We start from the raw sequence: 18,947 nt of genomic DNA on the forward strand, positions 1-18,947 counted from the left end.
GCAACCGCCGCCCGCTCGAATCCGCGATCCACTGGGAACAATTCACCCAGCGCGCCTGACTCAGTGCTGCGGGGCGGTGGCGTAGCCGACGCCCGCGCCGATTCCAGCACCGACGCCCGCGCCGATCAGCGCGCCACCGGCAGCACCCACGGCGACCGGAATGGCTTCCCCGGCAGCGAAACCGAGGCCCGCACCGGTCACGATGGCGGCGGCGGTGAACGGCAGCACGACGGGCGCACCGCCGACCAGCATGGCGGGACCGTCGACGGCGGCACCCACCGCGGCACCCGCACCGGCGCCGACGGCCGCGCCGGCCAGTCCGACGGGCAGGCCAACGACACCACCGGCCACACCGCCCGAGATGCCACCGGTCACCGCGCCGACGCCCGCGCCGATGGCGGCGTCCTGACCCATGAGATTCAGAGTGTCGACCGGGATTCCAGTGGTGGGATCACGCTGCACATCGGCCACGGGGGCCGGGGCGGGATCATTCGAAACGGTTGCGGCGGAAGCGGTTCCGGCGCCGGCCAGCACCACGGCGGCGGCAACGGGAAGAGCGATCACGGAGGAAACGACCATCTTGCGTACAGACATCGAAAACACCGGCTTTCAAGGGAAGTTCGTTTGACTCCAAGCTAGGTCGATCTGGTCGAGTGTCCAAAATGAGTGGGCTCAGTAAACGCGGTGACCGAGGCCACTGAAAACGCGCTTGGCACCCGAGAACGCCCCGCTCACAGCGATGCGCGCGGAGGAAACTGCTCCCTCGATCACATGTGATCGACAGAGCACTCGGAGTTCATTCGATGTCTGCGGCGGGCCCGGCCAGCCGCCGCGTCACCTCTGCGGAGAGGTCCGCGCCGCTGGCCTCGCGCAGCGCTTCCTGCGCCGAGGCGCGCTGGACGTCGTCGCGGGTGAGGAATCCGGCGGCGATCAGGCCTTCGATCGGGCTCGCGCCGTAGGTGCGACTGAAGGCGATGACGGTTTCCGCGACCGGTGAATCACTGCTGAGGTGGCGGGATACCCGCATTTGGTTGGTGCCCATGCGCGCGGCGATGGCGCGATCACTGTCGCCGTGCGAGACCGCCTGCTTCCACTCCCGGAATCCCACACAGAAATTGTGTACCGGATATGTCACCGCAGGGCTTCGGGCGCGCGGTGGCCGATGACCGCGAAGTCCTCCAGGTTCACCACCGGATCGCCCGAATCGTGCTTGCCCGTGATGGTGATGGTGCCAGTGAAGACGTCGCCCTGGGTGACGTGCGCACTGACGGGTCCGGCGAGCTCCACCCGCTTCCCGTCGATGGTGTAGAAATCGGTCGGCCCGCCGTTCACGAAGGCCAGTGTCCACACCGCCGCATCCGAGTACACCAGCCCGTACACCGGATACCGCTCACCCACGTGCTGCTGCGGATTGCGCAAGCCCTGGTTCAGGTCCTGGTTCACGGCGGGCTGCTCGCCATCCGACCCGGTCACCGGAAGTGGCAGCGCCGCAGCACTTCCCATTCCGCCGATACCGATGCCCGCCGCGATCCCGATCGCCGCGGCACCGATCATCGTCCTGCGGACCATGATCCACCTCCGCTCGTCTCGTCCCCCCAGGGATACCCATTCGACACCGATTCACCACCAACGAAAGACGAACCGGTACCGAAAGTCCCGGTCCGCCATCGCGAACCGGGGCCTGAGCTGCACGAAGGCCCATTCACGCCGATCACCGGAACCACGGCGCACACACGTAACCGGCGCGCCCGTCACGTCGGTGACACGGAACCGTGTCGGCTAGACGCGCTCCAGGACCGCCGAGGCGCCGATGCCACCCGCCGCGCAGATGCCCAGAAGGGCGGTGGACTTGCCGGTGAGGGCCAGTTCGTTGGCCATGGTGGTGACCATGCGGGCGCCGGTGGCGCCGAAGGGGTGGCCGAGGGAGACGGAGCCGCCGTGGACATTCAGCTTCGCCGGGTCGATCTGGCCTACGGCGGTGTCGCGGTCCAGGCGGGCTTTGGCCCATTCGTGGCTGGCGAGGGCGGAGACGACGGAGAGGGTTTGGGCGGCGAAGGCCTCGTGGATGTCGACGAAATCGATGTCGGCCAGGGACATTCCGGCCTTGTCGAGGGCGCGGGGCATGGAGATGGCGGGGCCGATGAGGACCTGGTCGCGCGGGTCGACGCTGACGAAGCTCCAGGAGCGGAAGGCGGCCAGGGGTTCGAAGCCGAGGGCCCGGGCCTTCTCCTCGCTCATGAGCAGGACCGCGGAGGCGCCGTCGGTGAGGGGGCTGGAGTTGCCGGCGGTGACGGTGCCGTGCTCGGCGAAAACCGGTGCCAGCTTGGAGAGTTTGGCCAGGCTGGTGTCGCGGCGCACGAGTCCGTCGCGGGAGACCGCGACGCCGTCGGGGGTGGACACGCTGAGCACCTCGCGGTCGAAGCGGCCCGATTCGATGGCGGCCGCCGCGCGGTGGTGCGAGGTGGCGGCGAAATTGTCCTGCGCCCCACGCGAAATGCCGTGGATGCGGGCCATCTTCTCGGCCGACTCGCCCATCACCTCGCCGGTGGTGCGCTCGGCGATCTGCGGGCGCCGCGGCACCAGGTCGAAGAACGGCGCCAATTGCGTTGCCGCGCTGAGGTAGTCCTTGGCCTTGGGCCTGCCCAGCGCCAGCGGCGCGGCGGCGTGCACCAGCTTCTGCGGCAGCTTGACCTCGGCATTGCTGGTGGAGTCGCTGCCGCCCGCGACCATGATGTCGTACTCGCCGCGCTCGATGGCGGCCGCCGCGGAGACCACGGCTTGCAGACCCGAGGCGCACGCCCGCGTCACGGTGTAACCCTCACAGCCCGGATCCATTTCGAGATCCAGCGCGATCTCCCGCGCGATGTTCGGCGCCCCGCTGGGCAGGATCACTCCGCCCCACACGATCGCCTGCACGTCCCGCTTGGGCAGTCCGGTCCGTTCCAGCAGCCCGCGCACCGCGGTGTCGGCGAGGTCGATGGAGTCCATCCGAGTGAAGTCGGTGAATGCCCGCACGAACGGTGTCCGCGCCCCGGCGACGATGACAGCACGGCGAGCGCCCTTGGTAGCCATGGCACAGTTTTAACTGATACAGCCCGTAACATCAAGCGTGTGCTGGGCAACAGGCGACCGGGGCCTTGTCCCGAGACCCCGGTCGAAATGGGTGGTGAATGTGTCCCTTTAGCCGCGAACTACGCGAGCCTGATGAGCCCGTAGTCGAAGGCGTGGCGGCGATAGACGACCGACGGTCGGTCGGTCTCCTTGTCCTGGAACAGGAAGAAATCGTGGCCGACGAGCTCCATCTGATAGAGGGCGTCATCGACCGTCATGGGGATCGCGGGGTGCTGCTTGGTTCGCACGACGTGGCCGGGACCGGCGGATTCGCCGTCCATCTCGTCGGCCGAATGGTCGTGGGCGGCGGACCCGTTCGAGCTGAACAGGGAGTCGTCGAGCAGGCCGGCCGTGGCTTCCGCCACCGAGATCGGGGTCTTGTCCCCATGGTGCACGCGACGGCGATCCTTGAGCCTGCGCAATCGGCTCTCCAATCGCTCCACCGCGAGCTCGAGCGCCGCGTAGAAGCTGTCCGCGCAGGCTTCGGCCCGGACGACCGGACCCTTGCCGCGGGCGGTGATCTCTATTCGCTGGCAGTTCTTGCGTTGACGACGATTGCGTTCGTGGGTGAGCTCCACGTCGAAGAGGTAGATGGTGGGGTCGAAACGCTCCAAGCGAGAGAGCTTGTCCGACACGTGAATTCGGAAATGGTCGGGAACTCCACCCTCACCGAGGGTCCTTCCCTTGACCACGACTTCCGCGCTGGTTGCCCGAGTGGGCGAATCGTCGAGGGTGTCCTCGTCATCGAGCAGCACCGCGGTGTCTGCGTTCTTCGCTGAGAGTCGTGAAGTAGTCGTCACGCGTACCTCCCGGATCTGGCCGCACAAGCCGCTCGTGCGGCGGGATTGAAACGTGTGCCGATCGAATAATTCGCGTCGGCACATATGTCCGAGGCGCCACCTCCAAACTTGCGGTTCGGGTGTCTGATCGCCAACCTAGTGCGCCAGCGACCTGTCCGCCAGTGTTCACGCAAATTTCGAAGAATCAAGCGACACAGGTAACCAGCACGGCACGAACAGTCACATCCGCATCAGCCAGCGCAGCCACCGATTCGCGCATCGTGACACCGGTGGTCAACACGTCATCGACGAGCACTACCTCGGCATTTGCCGGAATCAGGACACCCGGTGGCCGGGTGGTGGCTACCATGATCCGCCCGTGCAGATTGTGCTGGCGATCGCTGTGCCCCAGGCCCACCGAGTCACGCACACCTGGACGCATGCGCAACATGCGTACCAGTCGGCAACCCGGTAGCCAACTCGCCGCGACGATCGCGGAACGCGTCACCGGATCCCCTCCACGACGGCGCGCGGACACCGCCCGGCTCGGCGCGGGGATCAATATCAGCTCCCGATCGGTGTCCCGCAAACGATCCAGTCCCCTGGCCAGCGCGACACCCAACGGCTTTGTCAGGTCCCACCGGCAATGCTCCTTGACGGCCAGCACGGCCGCCCGCGGCGCACCCCGGTACCCGGCCAGCGCCCAGCACGGCACCCCGGGATCGGCGCGCGGCCGGATCCGCAGCGGCGGCCCGGACAGCGCGGCCGCGCACTCGGCGCACCACGCGGTTCCCGCCCGACCGCAGCCGCCGCACGAGCGCGGCAGCATCAGATCCAGCAGCTCCCCCAAGCCCTTTCGAACATCGCCCTTTCGTGCGTCCCCCATGCACCCCAGTGTGCGCTCAGCCGGGCAGGACCGGTACCGCGTTGGCCCCCAGACCCGGAACTTCGCGCCAGTAGTCCTCGCGCCCTTCGGGATTGCGGGTCAGCTCCAGCACCGCGCGCGAGTCGGCGACGTACTCCTGATCCGGCGCGGCGCTCACCACCCGCACCGGCGGGGTGAGGTTCTGGGAGGTCTGGGCGCGGAATTCGGAGCCGTCCACCAGCACCCCGGCCACCGGGTCCACATTGCCGTCGCGGGCCACGACGACCTTCTCGTCGGTGAGCCAGTCGATGGACACCGCGGGCGTGCTCAGCCCGATGGCCAGCGGCAGCGGCGAGGTGAGCGAGAACTTCCCGCCGGCCTGCGGCACCACCACGGCCACGTACACCTTGCCGTTGGCGATCAGCGCCGCCCGCGCCCCGGACGGGGAGATGCGCAGCTCGGTGATGGGCACCCGCGGCGAGTTCGAATTGGCCGCCGCCGCCAGCAGTTCGGAGATGTCGACGTCCTGCACCGACACATTGCCGGTGGTGCGGTCGTGCACGGCCCGGATCACCCGGTCGCCGTCCACCACCGACCAGGCCGAGCTGCCGTCGGCGGGCCAGGACGGACGGGTGAAGGTGCCGCCGGTGGCGACCGGGAAGCCCTGGCCGTCATAGGTTCCGATGATCAGCGTGCGCTCGGGTTCGGGGTCGGGGCGGCCGGACTTGGCGACCGCGGCGACCAGCTGCCCGTCCGGGGACAGCCCCACCGACTGCAGGGTGTGGGTGGTCCCGAAGAAGCCGGGCGCGGGGGTGATCCCGGTTTCGGTGAGCGCCACCAGCGATCCGTCGCGCACGGCGTGCAGCCCGGCGCGGTTGCGCGCGACCACATCCGGGCTCTTGGCCTCGACGTCGGAGCGCTGCCACCCGTTGGAGAACTTGTCCTCGAGCGGTTTGCCGTCGGCGTTGATCAGGTACGGCCCCAGCACGTCCGCGCTCGACAGCGTGAGCACCACCTGTGCGGCCATCAGATCGCGGGCGGCCGGATCCGCGGGAGCGCCGGAGAAGTCCACGGCCACACCCCCGCCGCCGACCCCGACATTGTCGGGATCGCCATTGGCCTTGGTGATCGGCCCGCGCAGGGCCACGGGCGCGGCCATCGGATTGTGCGTGGCCGGCGCCAGCGCCGCCTGCGGTCCGGCGCCGAGCAGGCTCAGCAGCCGCTGTGCCAGCTGGTCCTTGCGCACCGAGATCCAGCGCAGGTCGGGGACCATGGCCATCCCGGCCAGGTTCGGGAAGAACAGCGAATACCGGTGATACGACTTGGCGAAGGCGGCCTGTTCGACGATCACCCCGGCGGGCAGATCCTTGATCCGCCACTCCCCGTCCAGCTTCTCCATATCGATCTTGGTTTCCAGGGTGCCGTCGGCGGCCCGGTACGAACCGTCCGCGGCCAGCTCGCCGATCTTGCGCGCCCGGATCACATAGGTGGCCGCGTCGCCGGTGCGGGACTCGCGCAGCGTGTTCGGCTGCGAGTCCACGATGGTGGTGCCCTCCGCGTCGTCCCACGCCACATTGGCCGCGGGCGAGAGGAACTGCCGCGCCGCCTGATGCTTGTTGGTGGGGTCGGAGGTGGCCTGCAGGAAGTCCAGCAGCAGCTGCTCGGGTTCGCGCCCGGCGATGGGCGGATTGGGCGCGGTGCTGGTGGGCTGGTGGTCCAGGCTGCCCAGCGCCTGCGGCGCGGAGGAGTCCGGCAGGCTGGCGCAGGCGGCCAGCGGGACCAGGCAGCCGAGAGCCACCAGAGCCCGGCACAGGCTCATGAGGGGACGCCTCATGATTGGCCGTCCCCGGCGTTACCGCCGTCCGCGGTGGCGGAGGCGGACGGGAATTCCGGTGCGATGGCGTCGAATCCGTCCTCGGCCGGCGTCTCCTCGGGCACGCCCTCGCCCGCGCCGTCCTCCGATTCGGTTGTGGTGGGCGCGGATTCGAGCACCGACGCGAACGAGGCGATGGCCTCGGGCGTGGCGTCGGACCCCGCGATGTCCAGCGCCAGCTGTTCCGGCGAGACCGCACCGCGAATCTTGGGCGGCTCCAACGACAGTGGGCTCGACCCCAGCTTCTTGCCGCGCACCAGCGGCAGCGTGAGCCGGAAGCTCGCGCCCACGCCGATCTCGCCCCACGCCTCCAGCTTGCCCTCGTGCAGGTTGGCGTCCTCGACGCTGATGGACAGGCCCAGGCCGGTGCCGCCGGAGCGGCGCATGCGGGAGGGGTCCGAGCGCCAGAAGCGGTTGAACACCAGCTTCTCCTCGCCGGGCCGCAGGCCGACGCCCTGATCGCGCACCACGATGGCGACCGCGTTGGCGTCCAGGTCGCCGCGCATGCGCATGAGCACCGGCTTGCCCTCGCTGTGGTCGATGGCATTGGCGAGCAGATTGCGCAGCACGCGCTCGACGCGGCGCGGATCCACCTCGGCGACAAGGGGTTCCTCGGGCATGTCGACCACGAGTTCCACGCCGGATTCCTTGGCCAGGTGCCGCACCGTGGAGACCGCGGCCCGCGCGCACATGCGCACGTCCAGCGATTCCACCTGCAGCTCGGCCACACCCGCGTCGTGGCGGCTGATCTCGAGCAGGTCGTTGAGCAGGCCCTCGAACCGGTCGAGTTCGTTGACGAGCAGTTCGGCCGAACGCGCCAGCGCCGGGTCCAGGTCGTCGCTGGATCCGTGGATGAGGTCGGCCGCCATGCGCACGGTGGTCAACGGCGTGCGGAGCTCATGGCTGACGTCGGAGGTGAAGCGTCGCTGCAGATTTCCGAACTCCTCGAGTTGGGTGATCTGGTTGGACAGGCTTTCGGCCATCTCGTTGAACGACATGGCCAGCCTGGCCATGTCGTCCTCACCGCGCACCAGCATGCGCTCCTTGAGGCGGCCATCGGCGAAACGACTCGCGATCCGCGCGGCGGATCGGATGGGCAGCACCACCTGCCGGGTCACCAGCGCGGTGATCGCGGCCAGCAACACCAGCAGCACGATGCCGCCGATGAGCATGGTGCCGCGCATGAGCGACAGGCTGCGCGCCTCATTGGTGAGCGGGAAGATCAGGTAGATCTCCAGCGAATCGATATCGGACGAGGGGCTGCCGATGATCAGTGCCGGGCCCTTGTACCCGTCCGGGCTGGAGACCGTGGCGAACTGATAGGAGACCTGCCGCTGCTTCACGAATTGGCGTAGCTCGCTGGGGATCTCCTGAATGGACCCGGAGGTGAGCTCCTGCCCGGTGTCCCCCGTCATGGCCAGCGCCGCCTCGTAACTGCCTGCGGCGCCGCCACTCTGAGTCCCGCCGGCGCTGTTGAACAGCGCGCGGCGGGCATCGTCCAAACGGCTCTGCTGGGTGCCCGAATCGTGCACTCCGGTCAGTTGGTTCTGAACGGTATTGCGGGCGCGGCCCATTTCCTCGACGGCCGCGTTGATCTTCGCGTCCAACAACCGGTCGGTGATCTGACTCGTGAGCACGACGCCCAGAATCGTGATGACGATCAGCGACAGGGTGAGCGTGGACACGACAACACGCAACTGCAGCGAACGCCGCCAAACATGGCCCAGTTGCTCGCCCAGATTGCGGAACCAGGCCACCACTACCGCCAGCCACCGCTGAACGCGGTTTCTGGAGCCAGCGATCACGGCGGTCCGGCCTTGTAGCCCACACCTCGAACGGTCAAGACGATCTCAGGGTTCTCCGGATCCTTCTCCACCTTGGCGCGCAACCGCTGTACGTGCACGTTGACCAGGCGGGTGTCGGCGGCATGCCGGTAACCCCAGACCTGTTCGAGGAGCACCTCGCGGGTGAACACCTGACGCGGCTTGCGGGCCAGCGCCACCAGCAGATCGAATTCCAGCGGAGTCAGCGAGATCTGCGCGCCGCCGCGAGTCACCTTGTGCGCGGGCACATCGATGACGATGTCGGCGATGGAGAGCAGTTCCTGCGGCTCCTCCTCGGTGCGGCGCAGGCGGGCCCGCACTCGAGCAACGAGTTCCTTCGGTTTGAACGGTTTGACGATGTAATCGTCGGCACCGCTTTCCAAACCCAGGACGACGTCGACCGTATCGGTCTTCGCCGTCAGCATCACGATGGGCACTCCCGAGTCGGCTCGCAGTACCCGGCATACATCGATGCCGTTCATGCCGGGCAGCATGAGGTCCAGCAACACGAGATCCGGGCGCAGCTCCCGGACCGCGGTCAGCGCCTGCGTACCGTCACCGACGACGTGGGGGTCGAAACCCTCACCGCGCAAGACGATCGTGAGCATCTCCGCGAGAGCCATATCGTCGTCGACGACCAGAATCTTCGGCTTCATAACGTCTAGTTTGTCACCTCTCCGGCTCTGATTCGGCCGCCACGCCAACACTCGTGACCTGTCGGCGCACATCCAACCCTATCCAGCAACAATTTCCGCGAGGCGCGCGGTAAGTGTTGCCGGTTCGTCACCGGTCCGATGCACCCACCACGGTCCGTGCCAGTTGATTTCGGCCAGCTCACGATAGACAGTACCGGTGCGGCGCTGCAGTCCCCCGTCTTTTTCGTAGGAGTCCAGCGCCCGGGCGGTGTCGGACTCGCCGCGCAGGCGGGCGCGCTCCTCGGCCACATCGACCGGAACATCCAGGAGAATCTGGACATTCGGGGCAGGCAGGGCGAAGCGCTCGAATTCCAATTGCTCGATCCAGGCCACGATTTCACCGCGCGCGTCCTGTTCCATCCGCGCGGCGGAATAGGCGGCGTTGGAGGCCACATAGCGGTCCAGTAGCACGATGTCGTTGTCGGCCAGCAGTTTCGAGAGTTCGTCGCGCGCGTCGGCGCGGTCGAGGGCGAACAGCAGCGCCATGGCGTTCACCGACCGAGCGGTATCTCCATGGCCGCCGCGCAGCGCCTCGGCGGCGAGGTCGGCGTGCACCGAAACGCCGTAGCGGGGGAAGGCGAGGGTGGCCACGCGCAGCCCCCGGGCGGTCAGGCCGGCGACGACGGCGTCGGTCAACGTGCGCTTGCCCGCGCCGTCGAGGCCTTCCACCGCCACCAGTGCACCCATGCAGGGCAGACTACCCAATGCTCGCTATAGTCCGCTCATGACTTCCGTACGCGTCAAGTCAGTGCAGCTCAAGCGTGCTTTTGCAGTCCTGGGAGTGGCGATTGCCGCCGTCGGATCGACGGCCTGCGGCAACGACTCCGGGGACAAGAACTCCGCGACCGCGGCGAGCCCGGCCGCCGACCCGCATCGGTCCTTCGATCTGCAGGCCCACCGCGGCGGGCGCGGCATGACGATCGAGGAGTCGCTGCCCGGCTTCGCCAAGGCCATCGAACTGGGCGTGTCCACACTGGAACTCGATATCGTGCTGACCAAGGACAAGGCGCCGCTCATCTGGCACGACCCGAAGATCCAGGCCGAGAAGTGCACCGACACCGCCCCTGCCTTCCCCGACGATCCGCAGTATCCCTATGTCGGCAAGCTGGTCCACGACCTCACCTTCGAGCAGGTCCACACCCTCGACTGCGGCAAGAAGCTCGCGGGATTCCCGGAGGCGCAGGAACTTCCGGGCAACAAGATCGCCCGGCTGCCGGAGCTGTTCGATCTGGTGAAGACCTACCCCGGTGCGTTCGACGCACTGCGCTACAACGTGGAGACCAAGGTCGAGGCCGAGCATCCCGAACAGTCCGCCACCCCCGAGGAATTCGTCGACGTCATCCTCGGCGCGGTCGCGGCCGCGAATGCCACCGACAAGGTGGAGATCCAGAGCTTCGACTGGCGCAGCCTGCCATTGGTGAAGGCCGCCAACCCGAGCATTCCGACGGTGGCGCTCTACGACGACACCACCTTCAAGCCGAACAGCGCCTGGCTCGGCCCGGTTCACTACGAGGATCACGTCGGTGACCCGCTCGCCGCGATCAAGGCTCTGGGAGCGAACATTTCATCACCGGACTACAAGCTGATGACGAGTGCCGAATACGTCCGCAAGGCACACGATCTCGACATCAAGGTGATTCCGTGGACGGTCAATGACAAGGACGCCATCGGCCAGATCCTGGATCAAGGCGTCGACGGCCTGATCACCGACTATCCGAATCGCGCCCGAGAAGTCATGCAGGACAAGGGCTACCCCTTGCCGAAGTCGTTCCACAAGTAACTTCGCTCGGTTCTCCACTCCAGATTCGGCCCCGATCGCAGTGCGATCGGGGCCGAATTATTGGTTTGAAACACATCCAGTTCACAGATGTGTAGGGTCCGAGCCACCACTCCCCCTGCAAGGAGAGCACCTGATGAAGTCCCGCTTCACCTACACCCTGGCGGCCGTCGCCATCTCCGCCGCAACCCTCTCCACCGCCACCGCGACGGCCGCTCCGCTCACCCTCGACCCCGCCCCGATCGCAGGCGCCTCGGGCTCCGGATCCGGTTCGGGCTCCGGCGGTTCCGGCTCGAGCTCCGGCTCCGACAATGTCGGCGGCACCGGCTCCAGCGCCAGCGAACTGATCAGCGCCGCCCTCTGCACCCTCAAGGGCGGCACCTGGCTCCCGATCGTGGACATCTGCGTCTAGGCCCCAACGAGATTCGGCCGGTCACTCGAGGTGACCGGCCGAATCTTCAGGTGCTACAAGCGGTTCGCGAGAACCACACAGCCGCTCAGTAGCGGTAGTGGTCCGGCTTGTACGGGCCCTCCACGTCCACGCCGATGTACTCGGCCTGGTCCTTGGTGAGCTTGGTCAGGGTGCCGCCCAGGGCCTCGACGTGGATCTTGGCGACCTTCTCGTCGAGGTGCTTGGGGAGGCGGTAGACCTCGTTGTCGTACTCCTGCGGCTTGGTCCAGAGTTCGATCTGGGCGATCACCTGGTTTGAGAAGGAGTTCGACATCACGAACGAGGGGTGGCCGGTGGCGTTGCCCAGATTCAGCAGGCGGCCTTCGGACAGCACGATGATCGACTTGCCGGACTCCTTGAACGTCCACAGGTCGACCTGCGGCTTGATGTTCAGGCGGTCCGCGCCGGAGCGCTCCAGGGCGGCCATGTCGATCTCGTTGTCGAAGTGGCCGATATTGCCCAGGATGGCCTGGTCCTTCATCGCCTTCATGTGGTCGAGAAGGATGATGTCCTTGTTGCCGGTGGAGGTGATGACGATGTCGGCGTCGCCGATCGCCTGCTCCACGGTGACCACGTCGAAGCCGTCCATCAGCGCCTGCAGCGCGTTGATCGGGTCGATCTCGGTGACCTGGACGCGCGCGCCCTGGCCGGCCATCGACTCCGCGCAGCCCTTGCCGACGTCGCCGTAACCGCAGATCAGCACCTTCTTGCCGCCGATCAAAACGTCGGTGCCGCGGTTGATGCCGTCGATCAGCGAATGGCGGGTGCCGTACTTGTTGTCGAACTTCGACTTGGTGACCGAGTCGTTGACATTGATGGCCGGGAACGACAGCTCACCCGCGGCGGCGAACTGGTACAGCCGCAGCACGCCGGTGGTGGTCTCCTCGGTGACGCCCTTGACCGACTCGGCGATCTTGCCCCACTTGCCCTTGTCGGCTTCGAGGCTGGCGCGCAACAGGTTCAGGAACACCTTGTACTCGGCCGAGTGGGTCTCGTCCTCGGGCGGAACCACGCCCGCCTTCTCGAACTGCGCGCCGCGCAGCACCAGCATGGTGGCGTCACCGCCGTCGTCGAGGATCATGTTGGCCGGCTCGCCCGGCCAGGTCAGCATCTGCTCGGCCGCCCACCAGTACTCCTCCAGGGTCTCGCCCTTCCAGGCGAAGACCGGAGTGCCCTTGGGCTCGTCGACGGTGCCGTGCGGGCCGACGACGACCGCGGCGGCCGCGTGGTCCTGGGTGGAGAAGATGTTGCAGGAGGCCCAGCGGACCTCGGCGCCGAGCGAGACCAGGGTCTCGATCAGCACGGCGGTCTGCACGGTCATGTGCAGCGAGCCGGAGATGCGGGCGCCCTTGAGCGGCTGCACGTCGTGGTACTCGCGACGCAGCGCCATCAGGCCCGGCATCTCGTGCTCGGCGAGGCGAATCTCCTTGCGGCCGAATTCGGCAAGGGACAGGTCCGCCACCTTGAAATCGATCCCGTTGCGGACGTCGGGGGTCATCATGCTGGACACAGCGGTCGTCATCTGCCTCTCCATGGTCGGCTGGCTTGGCGCTAAGGCTAGTCGGTCCGGCTTGGTACCCCCACGCGGCGGCCGACGTGCGTACAGCGTACGCACGTCGGCCCCGGTTTGTCGATTCCGAAAGCGCGCCTCAGGCGGCGGCCGGATAGTCGTACTCGGCGAGAATCTTCGCCCGCTTGCGTGGCTGAATATTGGCCTGGCTCAGGTCACCCGAGTAGTGCTCCAGCAGGCGGGGATCCATGATGTAGCGCCACAGCGGCGGGAACAGGGCCAGCAGGATCATGGTGGCGTAGCCCGCCGGAAGCTGCGGCGCGGTTTCGGAGCTACGCAGCGTCTGGTACCGGCGTCCAGGATTGGCGTGGTGGTCGCTGTGCCGCTGCAGATGGAACATGAAGATATTGGTGACCAGCCGATCGCTGTTCCAGCTGTCGCGCGGCGAGCAGCGGGCCCAGGCGCCATTGGGCCGCTTGCGCCGCAGCAGGCCGTAATGCTCCACGTAGTTGACGGTTTCGAGCAGGGCCGCGCCAATGACCGCCTGCAACAACAGATACGGCAGGATGCGCCAGCCGAACACCGCCAGCAGCCCGCCGAACAGCACGACGGTCATAGCCCACGCCTGCAGGATGTGGTTGTGGACACTGAACCAGCGGTGCCCCTTGCGCCGCAGCCGGTCGCCCTCGAGCTCGATGGCCGACCGGAAACCGCCGATCACACTGCGTGGCAGGAACTCCCACAGCGACTCCCCCATCCGCGCGCTGGCCGGATCCTCGGGGGTGGCGACGCGGGCGTGGTGGCCCTTGTTGTGCTCGACGAAGAAGTGCCCGTAACCCGACTGCGCGAGCGCCATTTTCGACAGCCAGCGCTCCAGCCGCTCCACCCGGTGGCCGAGTTCGTGTGCGGCGTTGATCCCGATGCCGCTCACGAAACCGAGCGTGACCGCCAGCCCCAGCTTGTTGGGGATCGACAGCCCGTCACCGGCCCACAGGGCGGCGGCGATGATCAGCCCGCTCACCTGGATGGGCAGGAACATGTAGGTACACCAGCGGTAATAGCGATCGTTACTGAGTAATTCGTAGTCCTCGTCGCGCGGATTGGTGCCGTCTTCCCCGACGACCCAGTCCAATACCGGAATCACGATCAGAATGATGATCGGTCCGATCCACCAGAACACCGTGAGCTTGGTGTGCAACACCAGCTGCGACGGCAACAACGCACACCCGGGGGCGATGAGCCCGAGCACCCACAGGTGGCGTTTCGGATCCGGTGAACCCGACCGTTTGCCGACCTTTTGCACGTTTGCCCCGCTAATTGGAAACCTCTTCAAAACCTCGTCGATCTTCGCCGCTACATATCTTGAAACTTAGCGCCTGTTACAGCACGCGGTCACACCGAAAGGTGGCCACTGTTACATCATGAGCAGTCGGTTCCCACGCAACCGACCATGTGGTTTCCGTCACCAGCCCGCAAGCGCAAACCGCTGGCGAAACCCGGTTCAGCGCAACCACACATAACGCACCTGGGGGCGGCCGGTTCGACCGTAGTCGGTTCGCCGTTCCACCACGCCGTCTTCGGCCAGACGCTCCAGGTAACGCCACGCCGTAACTCGGGAAACGCCCACCGCTCGCCCGGCCTCACCGGCCGAGAGCCCGTCGGCCGCGCCCCGCACCGCGCGCGACACCTCGTCCATGGTCTGGGGCGCAATGCCTTTCGGCAATGTGGCGCGCTGGTCGGGCGTGCGCAGCGCCCCGAAGGCCCGATCGATGTCCAGCTGCGAGACCGCCGTCTCCCCGGCCGGCAGCGCTGCCCGGTATTCGAGATAGCGTTCCAATTTGTCGCGGAAGGCCGCAAAAGTGAAGGGCTTCAACAGATACAGCACCACGCCGTGCGAGACGGCCGCGCGCACCATGGCCAGATCGCGGGCCGAGGTGACGGCGATGACGTCGGGTCGCGGCCGCAGCCCGGACAATGCGGCCGCGACGGCGAGGCCGCTCATATCCGGCAAGCCGATATCCATCAGCACCAAATCAACGGGGACGCCGGAAGATTGTGACCTTTTCGCGATCGAAACGGCGTCGCGTCCGGTGTGCGCCACGGCCACCACATCGAAACCGGTCAGCCGATTCACATAAGAGCGATGCGCCGCAGCGATTTTCGGCTCGTCCTCGACGATCAATACCCGAATCGGTTTCTGCCCCTGGGGATTCATCGGGGGAACCTCACGATCACCGCGGACTCCGGTTCCCGCCGCGCCCGCAGCTCACCGGCGTGCCGGGCCACCAGGCGGCGCACCAGGGCCAGCCCGAGCCCGTGATGGTCGGTCTTGGTGGAGTACCCGCGCTCGGTGGCGCGGGTGAACAGCTCCTCGGACATGCCCGGCCCGCTGTCGGCCACCCGCACGAACAGCTCCGATTCATCCCGTCGCACAGTCACTTCCACCCACGCGTCCTCGTCGTGCCCGACCTCGTCGAGCGCGTTGTCTATCAGATTGCCCAGCAGCGTGACCATCTCGTGCGGGCTGAGCGGATCGGTGCTGTCGAGCAGGGTGTCGCCGGTGACGGTCAGCTCGACACCGTACTCGGCGGCCTGCTCCACCTTGCCCAGCAGCAGCGCCACCACCGCCGGTTCGGCCACCGCGCCGGTGAGCCGGTCGATGAGGACCTGGGACAGTTCGAGTTCCGCGGTCGCGAAGTTCACCGCCTCGCGGTGGCGGCCCAGCTCGACCATGGTGACCACGGTGTGCAGCCGGTTGGCGGCCTCGTGCGCCTGGGCGCGCAGGGATTCGGCGAAGCCGCGCACGGAATCCAATTCGCCGAGTACATCCCGCAATTCGGTGTGATCGCGCAGGGTCAGCACGGTGCCGATGCGGCGGCCGTCGTGCTCGACGACGTCCTGGTTGACCACCAGTACGCGGTCGGGCGTCACGTGCATCTCGTCGCGGACCACGCCGGTTCCCAAGCGCTGCAACGACACCGGCAGATCCGAGCGCTTGATCGGACCGTCGGGCAGGTCGAGCAGCAGGCGGGCCTGGTCGTTGACGACCTCGGCCTCCCCATCGAACTTGTCGAACACCAGCAGGCCCTCGTGGATCGAGTGCAGCACCGCGTCGTGGTGCTCGTACATGGCCCGCAACTCGCTCGGCCCGAGCCCGTGTGTCTGCCGCAACAGCCTGCGCCGCAACAACAATGAGCTCAGCGTCGCCAGCAGCAGCCGCCCCCGGCGGCGAGCAGGATGACCGGCAACTGCGCCCACACCTGATCACCGATGTGCGTGCGCGTGACTCCGGCCGATACCAGCGCGACGATGCGGCCGTCGCCGTCCCGCACCGGCGTCACCGCGCGAATCGAGGGACCCAGTGTCCCGGCATAGGTTTCGGTGAACGTCTCCCCCGCCAGCGCGCGATCGATATTGCCGCTGAACGGTTTCCCGATCCGATCGATCTCGGTGTGCGTGTAGCGGGTCCGGTCCGGGGCCATCACCACGATGAAATCCATGCCGGTGGATTTGCGAATCGCCTCGGTCACCGGCTGCAGCAGCGCGGTCGGATCCGGGCTGCGCACCCCGGCCAGCGTCGAGGGCGACTGCGCGACCGCCACCGCGGTATCGGTGACCTCGGCGCGGGTGGCGTCATCCTGCACCCGGCGCGTCTGCAGCACCGCCAGCGCCGCGCCCGCGGCGATCACCACGGCCAGCACCAGCACCTGCACGACGAACACCTGGCCCGCCAGGGTGCGGCGCGCCCTCGCGGGACGCGCCCGATTGCCGCCGCTGCGACCTCTCACGACTCCTCCGGGTACTTCATGAACATAATTTACGAAACAGTGACCCGCGTCACTGTCCAGACCATGATTCTTCCTGATCACCCGTGTGGAGAACCGTCGCGCGGGCAGCAACCCGGAGGCACGACGAGATGAGCGATACGACAACACCACAGCGCAGGGACCGTACCCATTGGCTCTATCTGGCCGTCATCGCGGCCGTCATCGCGGGCATTCTGGTCGGCTGGCTGGCCCCGGGCTTCGGCAAGTCCGTGGGTGAACTCGGCACGCTCTTCGTGAACCTCATCAAGATGATGATCGCCCCGGTCATCTTCTGCACCATCGTGCTCGGCATCGGCTCGGTGCGCGCGGCCGCCAAGGTCGGCAAGGTGGGCGGCCTGGCGTTGGGCTACTTCCTCGTCATGTCGACCGTCGCGCTGGGCATCGGCCTGGTGGTCGGCAATCTGCTGCATCCGGGTTCGGGCCTGAACGTGGCGGCCCACGCCAAGGAGGTCACCAAGTACGCCACCGACGCCAAGGCGGCGGGCGGCACCTGGCAGTTCCTGCAGGACATCGTCCCGACCACGCTGCTGTCCTCGCTCACCTCGGGCAAGGTGCTGCAGGCGCTGTTCGTGGCGCTGCTGGTCGGCTTCGGCATCCAGGCCATGGGCGCTGCGGGCGAGCCGATCCTGCGCGGCGTCGCCTCGGTGCAGAAGCTGGTGTTCCGGATCCTGACCATGATCCTGTGGCTGGCCCCGATCGGCGCGTTCGGCGCGATGGCGAATGTGGTGGCGCGCACCGGACTCGACGCGGTCAAGCAGCTGGCGCTGCTGATGGTGGCCTTCTACCTGACCTGCATCGTGTTCATCTTCGGCGTGCTGGGCATCCTGCTGCGGGTCGTCGCGGGCACGTCCATCTTCAAGCTGGTCCGCTACCTGGCCCGCGAGTACCTGCTCATCTTCGCCACCTCGTCCTCGGAGTCGGCGCTGCCCCGCCTGATCGCCAAGATGGAGCATGTCGGCGTGGACCGCACCACCGTGGGTGTGGTTGTGCCGACCGGGTATTCGTTCAACCTCGACGGCACCGCCATCTATCTGACCATGGCCACCCTGTTCGTGGCCGACGCCATGGGCAAGCCGCTGTCCTGGCACGAGCAGATCGGCCTGCTGCTGTTCATGATCGTCGCCTCCAAGGGCGCGGCCGGCGTCACCGGCGCGGGCCTGGCCACCCTGGCGGGCGGCCTGCAGAGCCACCGGCCCGAACTGCTCGACGGCGTCGGCCTGATCGTCGGCATCGACCGGTTCATGTCCGAAGCCCGTGCGCTGACCAACTTCTCGGGCAACGCGGTCGCCACCCTGCTGGTCGGCACCTGGACCAAGACCATCGATCCGGCCCGCGTCACCGCGGTGCTCAACCGCGAGATCCCGTTCGACGAGGCCAGCATGGTCGAGGACCACGCGCCCGCCGAACCCGAAAAGAACCTGGTTCCAGCCTGACCCCAACCCCCAGGCGGAACCGGGACCGCCGGCGCGCTAACCCCCCGTCGCGCCGACGGAGCCCGCACAGACCCTGGTGCTAGACGCCGACCGCGTCCAGCGCCAGGGTCGCGGCGATGGCATTGGCCAGCTCCGCGCCCTTCACCTCGAAATGCCGGGAGAAGTAGGCGAGATGCTCACCGTGCTCGTGGAAGTGGTGCGGAGTCAGGACGGCCGAGAACACCGGCACATCGGTCTCGAGCTGGACCCGCATCAAAGCGTCGACGACGGTCGAGGCGACGAAATCATGGCGGTAGATCCCGCCGTCCACTACCAGCGCGACACCCGCGACGGCGGCATAGCGGCCACTGGTCGCCAATCGCTTGATCTGCAGCGGGATCTCGAACGCGCCGGGCACGTGGATCACATCGACCTCGGCGTAGCCGCGATCGATCAGGCCCTTCCGGGCGGATTCCACGGCCTTCTCGACAATCTCGCTGTGCCACTGCGCGGCGACGAGAGCGATGCGATTCGAATTGGGTGACATGGGGATTCCTCCTGTTCGCGATGTCACCCAGGGCTTAGACGCGAACAGACCCGCCCGACGATGCGGACCGGCCGGTGCCGCGTTCTCTTTCATCCGGACTGTGACCGTCGGCTCCGGGATCACACCGGAATCTGCTCGACCCAGGCCTTCCGAGGAATCGCCTGGCGCTCGCGGGCTCGTGCCTTCCGGATCGGTCCGGATGCCATTACCGCCGGTGGGGAATTCCACCCCGCCCTGAGAACGTGTACTACCGGACAGTAACACGGGGTCCCAGGGC

General features: G+C 67.3%; 17 protein-coding genes, 1 pseudogene and 1 riboswitch. Of the genes and pseudogenes, 3 read left to right on the forward strand and 15 right to left on the reverse strand.

Translation table 11 applies throughout. The annotated features are described in order from the left end of the window. Nucleotides 1–60: 60 nt before the first annotated feature. The 10 genes from ON43_RS26880 to ON43_RS26925 all read right to left on the reverse strand — a co-directional run bounded on the left by ON43_RS26880 (nucleotide 61) and on the right by ON43_RS26925 (nucleotide 9,833). Complete coding sequence (locus ON43_RS26880; protein ID WP_157514206.1) at nucleotides 61–594, reverse strand: hypothetical protein; 534 nt, start codon at nucleotides 592–594, stop codon at nucleotides 61–63. A 202-nt stretch (nucleotides 595–796) separates the two neighbouring features. Beyond that, nucleotides 797–1,108, reverse strand: coding sequence for a hypothetical protein (locus tag ON43_RS26885; protein ID WP_157514207.1), 312 nt, complete (start codon nucleotides 1,106–1,108; stop codon nucleotides 797–799). A 23-nt stretch (nucleotides 1,109–1,131) separates the two neighbouring features. After that, nucleotides 1,132–1,569, reverse strand: a complete 438-nt coding sequence (locus ON43_RS26890; protein ID WP_157514208.1) for a hypothetical protein — start codon at nucleotides 1,567–1,569, stop codon at nucleotides 1,132–1,134. A gap of 210 nt (nucleotides 1,570–1,779) precedes the next feature. Further along, complete coding sequence (locus ON43_RS26895) at nucleotides 1,780–3,072, reverse strand: acetyl-CoA C-acyltransferase (protein WP_040811888.1); 1,293 nt, start codon at nucleotides 3,070–3,072, stop codon at nucleotides 1,780–1,782. Nucleotides 3,073–3,191: 119 nt separating this feature from the next. Then, complete coding sequence (gene hpf / locus ON43_RS26900) at nucleotides 3,192–3,863, reverse strand: ribosome hibernation-promoting factor, HPF/YfiA family (protein WP_373283490.1); 672 nt, start codon at nucleotides 3,861–3,863, stop codon at nucleotides 3,192–3,194. A 232-nt stretch (nucleotides 3,864–4,095) separates the two neighbouring features. After that, nucleotides 4,096–4,776: a ComF family protein gene (locus ON43_RS26905; RefSeq protein ID WP_083913755.1), complete on the reverse strand. Its 681-nt coding sequence runs from the start codon at nucleotides 4,774–4,776 to the stop codon at nucleotides 4,096–4,098. Between the two features lie 16 nt (nucleotides 4,777–4,792). Beyond that, entirely contained in the window at nucleotides 4,793–6,589 is a 1,797-nt protein-coding gene (gene lpqB, locus ON43_RS26910) for an MtrAB system accessory lipoprotein LpqB (protein ID WP_040811892.1), read from the reverse strand. Then, nucleotides 6,586–8,433: an MtrAB system histidine kinase MtrB gene (gene mtrB, locus ON43_RS26915; RefSeq protein WP_083913756.1), complete on the reverse strand. Its 1,848-nt coding sequence runs from the start codon at nucleotides 8,431–8,433 to the stop codon at nucleotides 6,586–6,588. The genes lpqB and mtrB overlap by 4 nt, the downstream gene beginning before the upstream one ends. After that, complete coding sequence (mtrA, locus tag ON43_RS26920) at nucleotides 8,430–9,107, reverse strand: MtrAB system response regulator MtrA (RefSeq protein WP_033090495.1); 678 nt, start codon at nucleotides 9,105–9,107, stop codon at nucleotides 8,430–8,432. Before mtrA ends, mtrB begins: the two co-directional genes overlap by 4 nt. Before the next feature lie 78 nt (nucleotides 9,108–9,185). Beyond that, nucleotides 9,186–9,833 (reverse strand): dTMP kinase, encoded by a 648-nt coding sequence (locus ON43_RS26925; protein ID WP_040811895.1) that lies wholly within the window; start codon nucleotides 9,831–9,833, stop codon nucleotides 9,186–9,188. Nucleotides 9,834–9,870: 37 nt separating this feature from the next. Between ON43_RS26925 and ON43_RS26930 the strand changes: the two genes are divergently transcribed. Both ON43_RS26930 and ON43_RS45055 read left to right on the forward strand, forming a co-directional pair. Further along, entirely contained in the window at nucleotides 9,871–10,926 is a 1,056-nt protein-coding gene (locus tag ON43_RS26930; RefSeq protein WP_040811896.1) for a glycerophosphodiester phosphodiesterase, read from the forward strand. Nucleotides 10,927–11,059: 133 nt separating this feature from the next. After that, entirely contained in the window at nucleotides 11,060–11,335 is a 276-nt protein-coding gene (locus ON43_RS45055) for a hypothetical protein (protein WP_040811897.1), read from the forward strand. 85 nt (nucleotides 11,336–11,420) lie between these two features. Here the strand turns inward: ON43_RS45055 and ahcY are convergent, their stop codons facing one another. The 4 genes and pseudogenes from ahcY to ON43_RS26955 all read right to left on the reverse strand — a co-directional run bounded on the left by ahcY (nucleotide 11,421) and on the right by ON43_RS26955 (nucleotide 16,672). Beyond that, the gene (gene ahcY / locus ON43_RS26940) at nucleotides 11,421–12,896 is read right to left on the reverse strand and encodes an adenosylhomocysteinase (RefSeq protein ID WP_040811913.1); all 1,476 of its coding nucleotides are present in this window, start codon (nucleotides 12,894–12,896) and stop codon (nucleotides 11,421–11,423) included. 127 nt (nucleotides 12,897–13,023) lie between these two features. After that, complete coding sequence (locus ON43_RS26945) at nucleotides 13,024–14,187, reverse strand: alkane 1-monooxygenase (protein WP_040811898.1); 1,164 nt, start codon at nucleotides 14,185–14,187, stop codon at nucleotides 13,024–13,026. Between the two features lie 198 nt (nucleotides 14,188–14,385). Continuing rightward, nucleotides 14,386–15,099, reverse strand: coding sequence for a response regulator (locus tag ON43_RS26950; protein ID WP_040811899.1), 714 nt, complete (start codon nucleotides 15,097–15,099; stop codon nucleotides 14,386–14,388). Beyond that, a pseudogene (locus tag ON43_RS26955) lies at nucleotides 15,096–16,672 on the reverse strand (sensor histidine kinase). Before ON43_RS26955 ends, ON43_RS26950 begins: the two are co-directional and overlap by 4 nt. Nucleotides 16,673–16,800: 128 nt before the next feature. On the opposite strand from ON43_RS26955, the gene ON43_RS26960 reads away from it, so the two are divergent. Then, entirely contained in the window at nucleotides 16,801–18,144 is a 1,344-nt protein-coding gene (locus ON43_RS26960; RefSeq protein ID WP_040811900.1) for a cation:dicarboxylate symporter family transporter, read from the forward strand. A gap of 79 nt (nucleotides 18,145–18,223) precedes the next feature. On the opposite strand, the gene ON43_RS26965 is transcribed toward ON43_RS26960, so the two are convergent. Further along, a complete protein-coding gene (locus tag ON43_RS26965) occupies nucleotides 18,224–18,670 on the reverse strand; it encodes a 6,7-dimethyl-8-ribityllumazine synthase (protein ID WP_051179313.1) in 447 nt (148 codons plus the stop codon). Nucleotides 18,671–18,747: 77 nt separating this feature from the next. Then, nucleotides 18,748–18,916, reverse strand: a riboswitch (FMN riboswitch). Nucleotides 18,917–18,947 lie beyond the last annotated feature (31 nt).

This window comes from Nocardia concava NBRC 100430 (assembly GCF_000308815.1).
Taxonomy (GTDB): Bacteria; Actinomycetota; Actinomycetes; order Mycobacteriales; family Mycobacteriaceae; genus Nocardia; species Nocardia concava.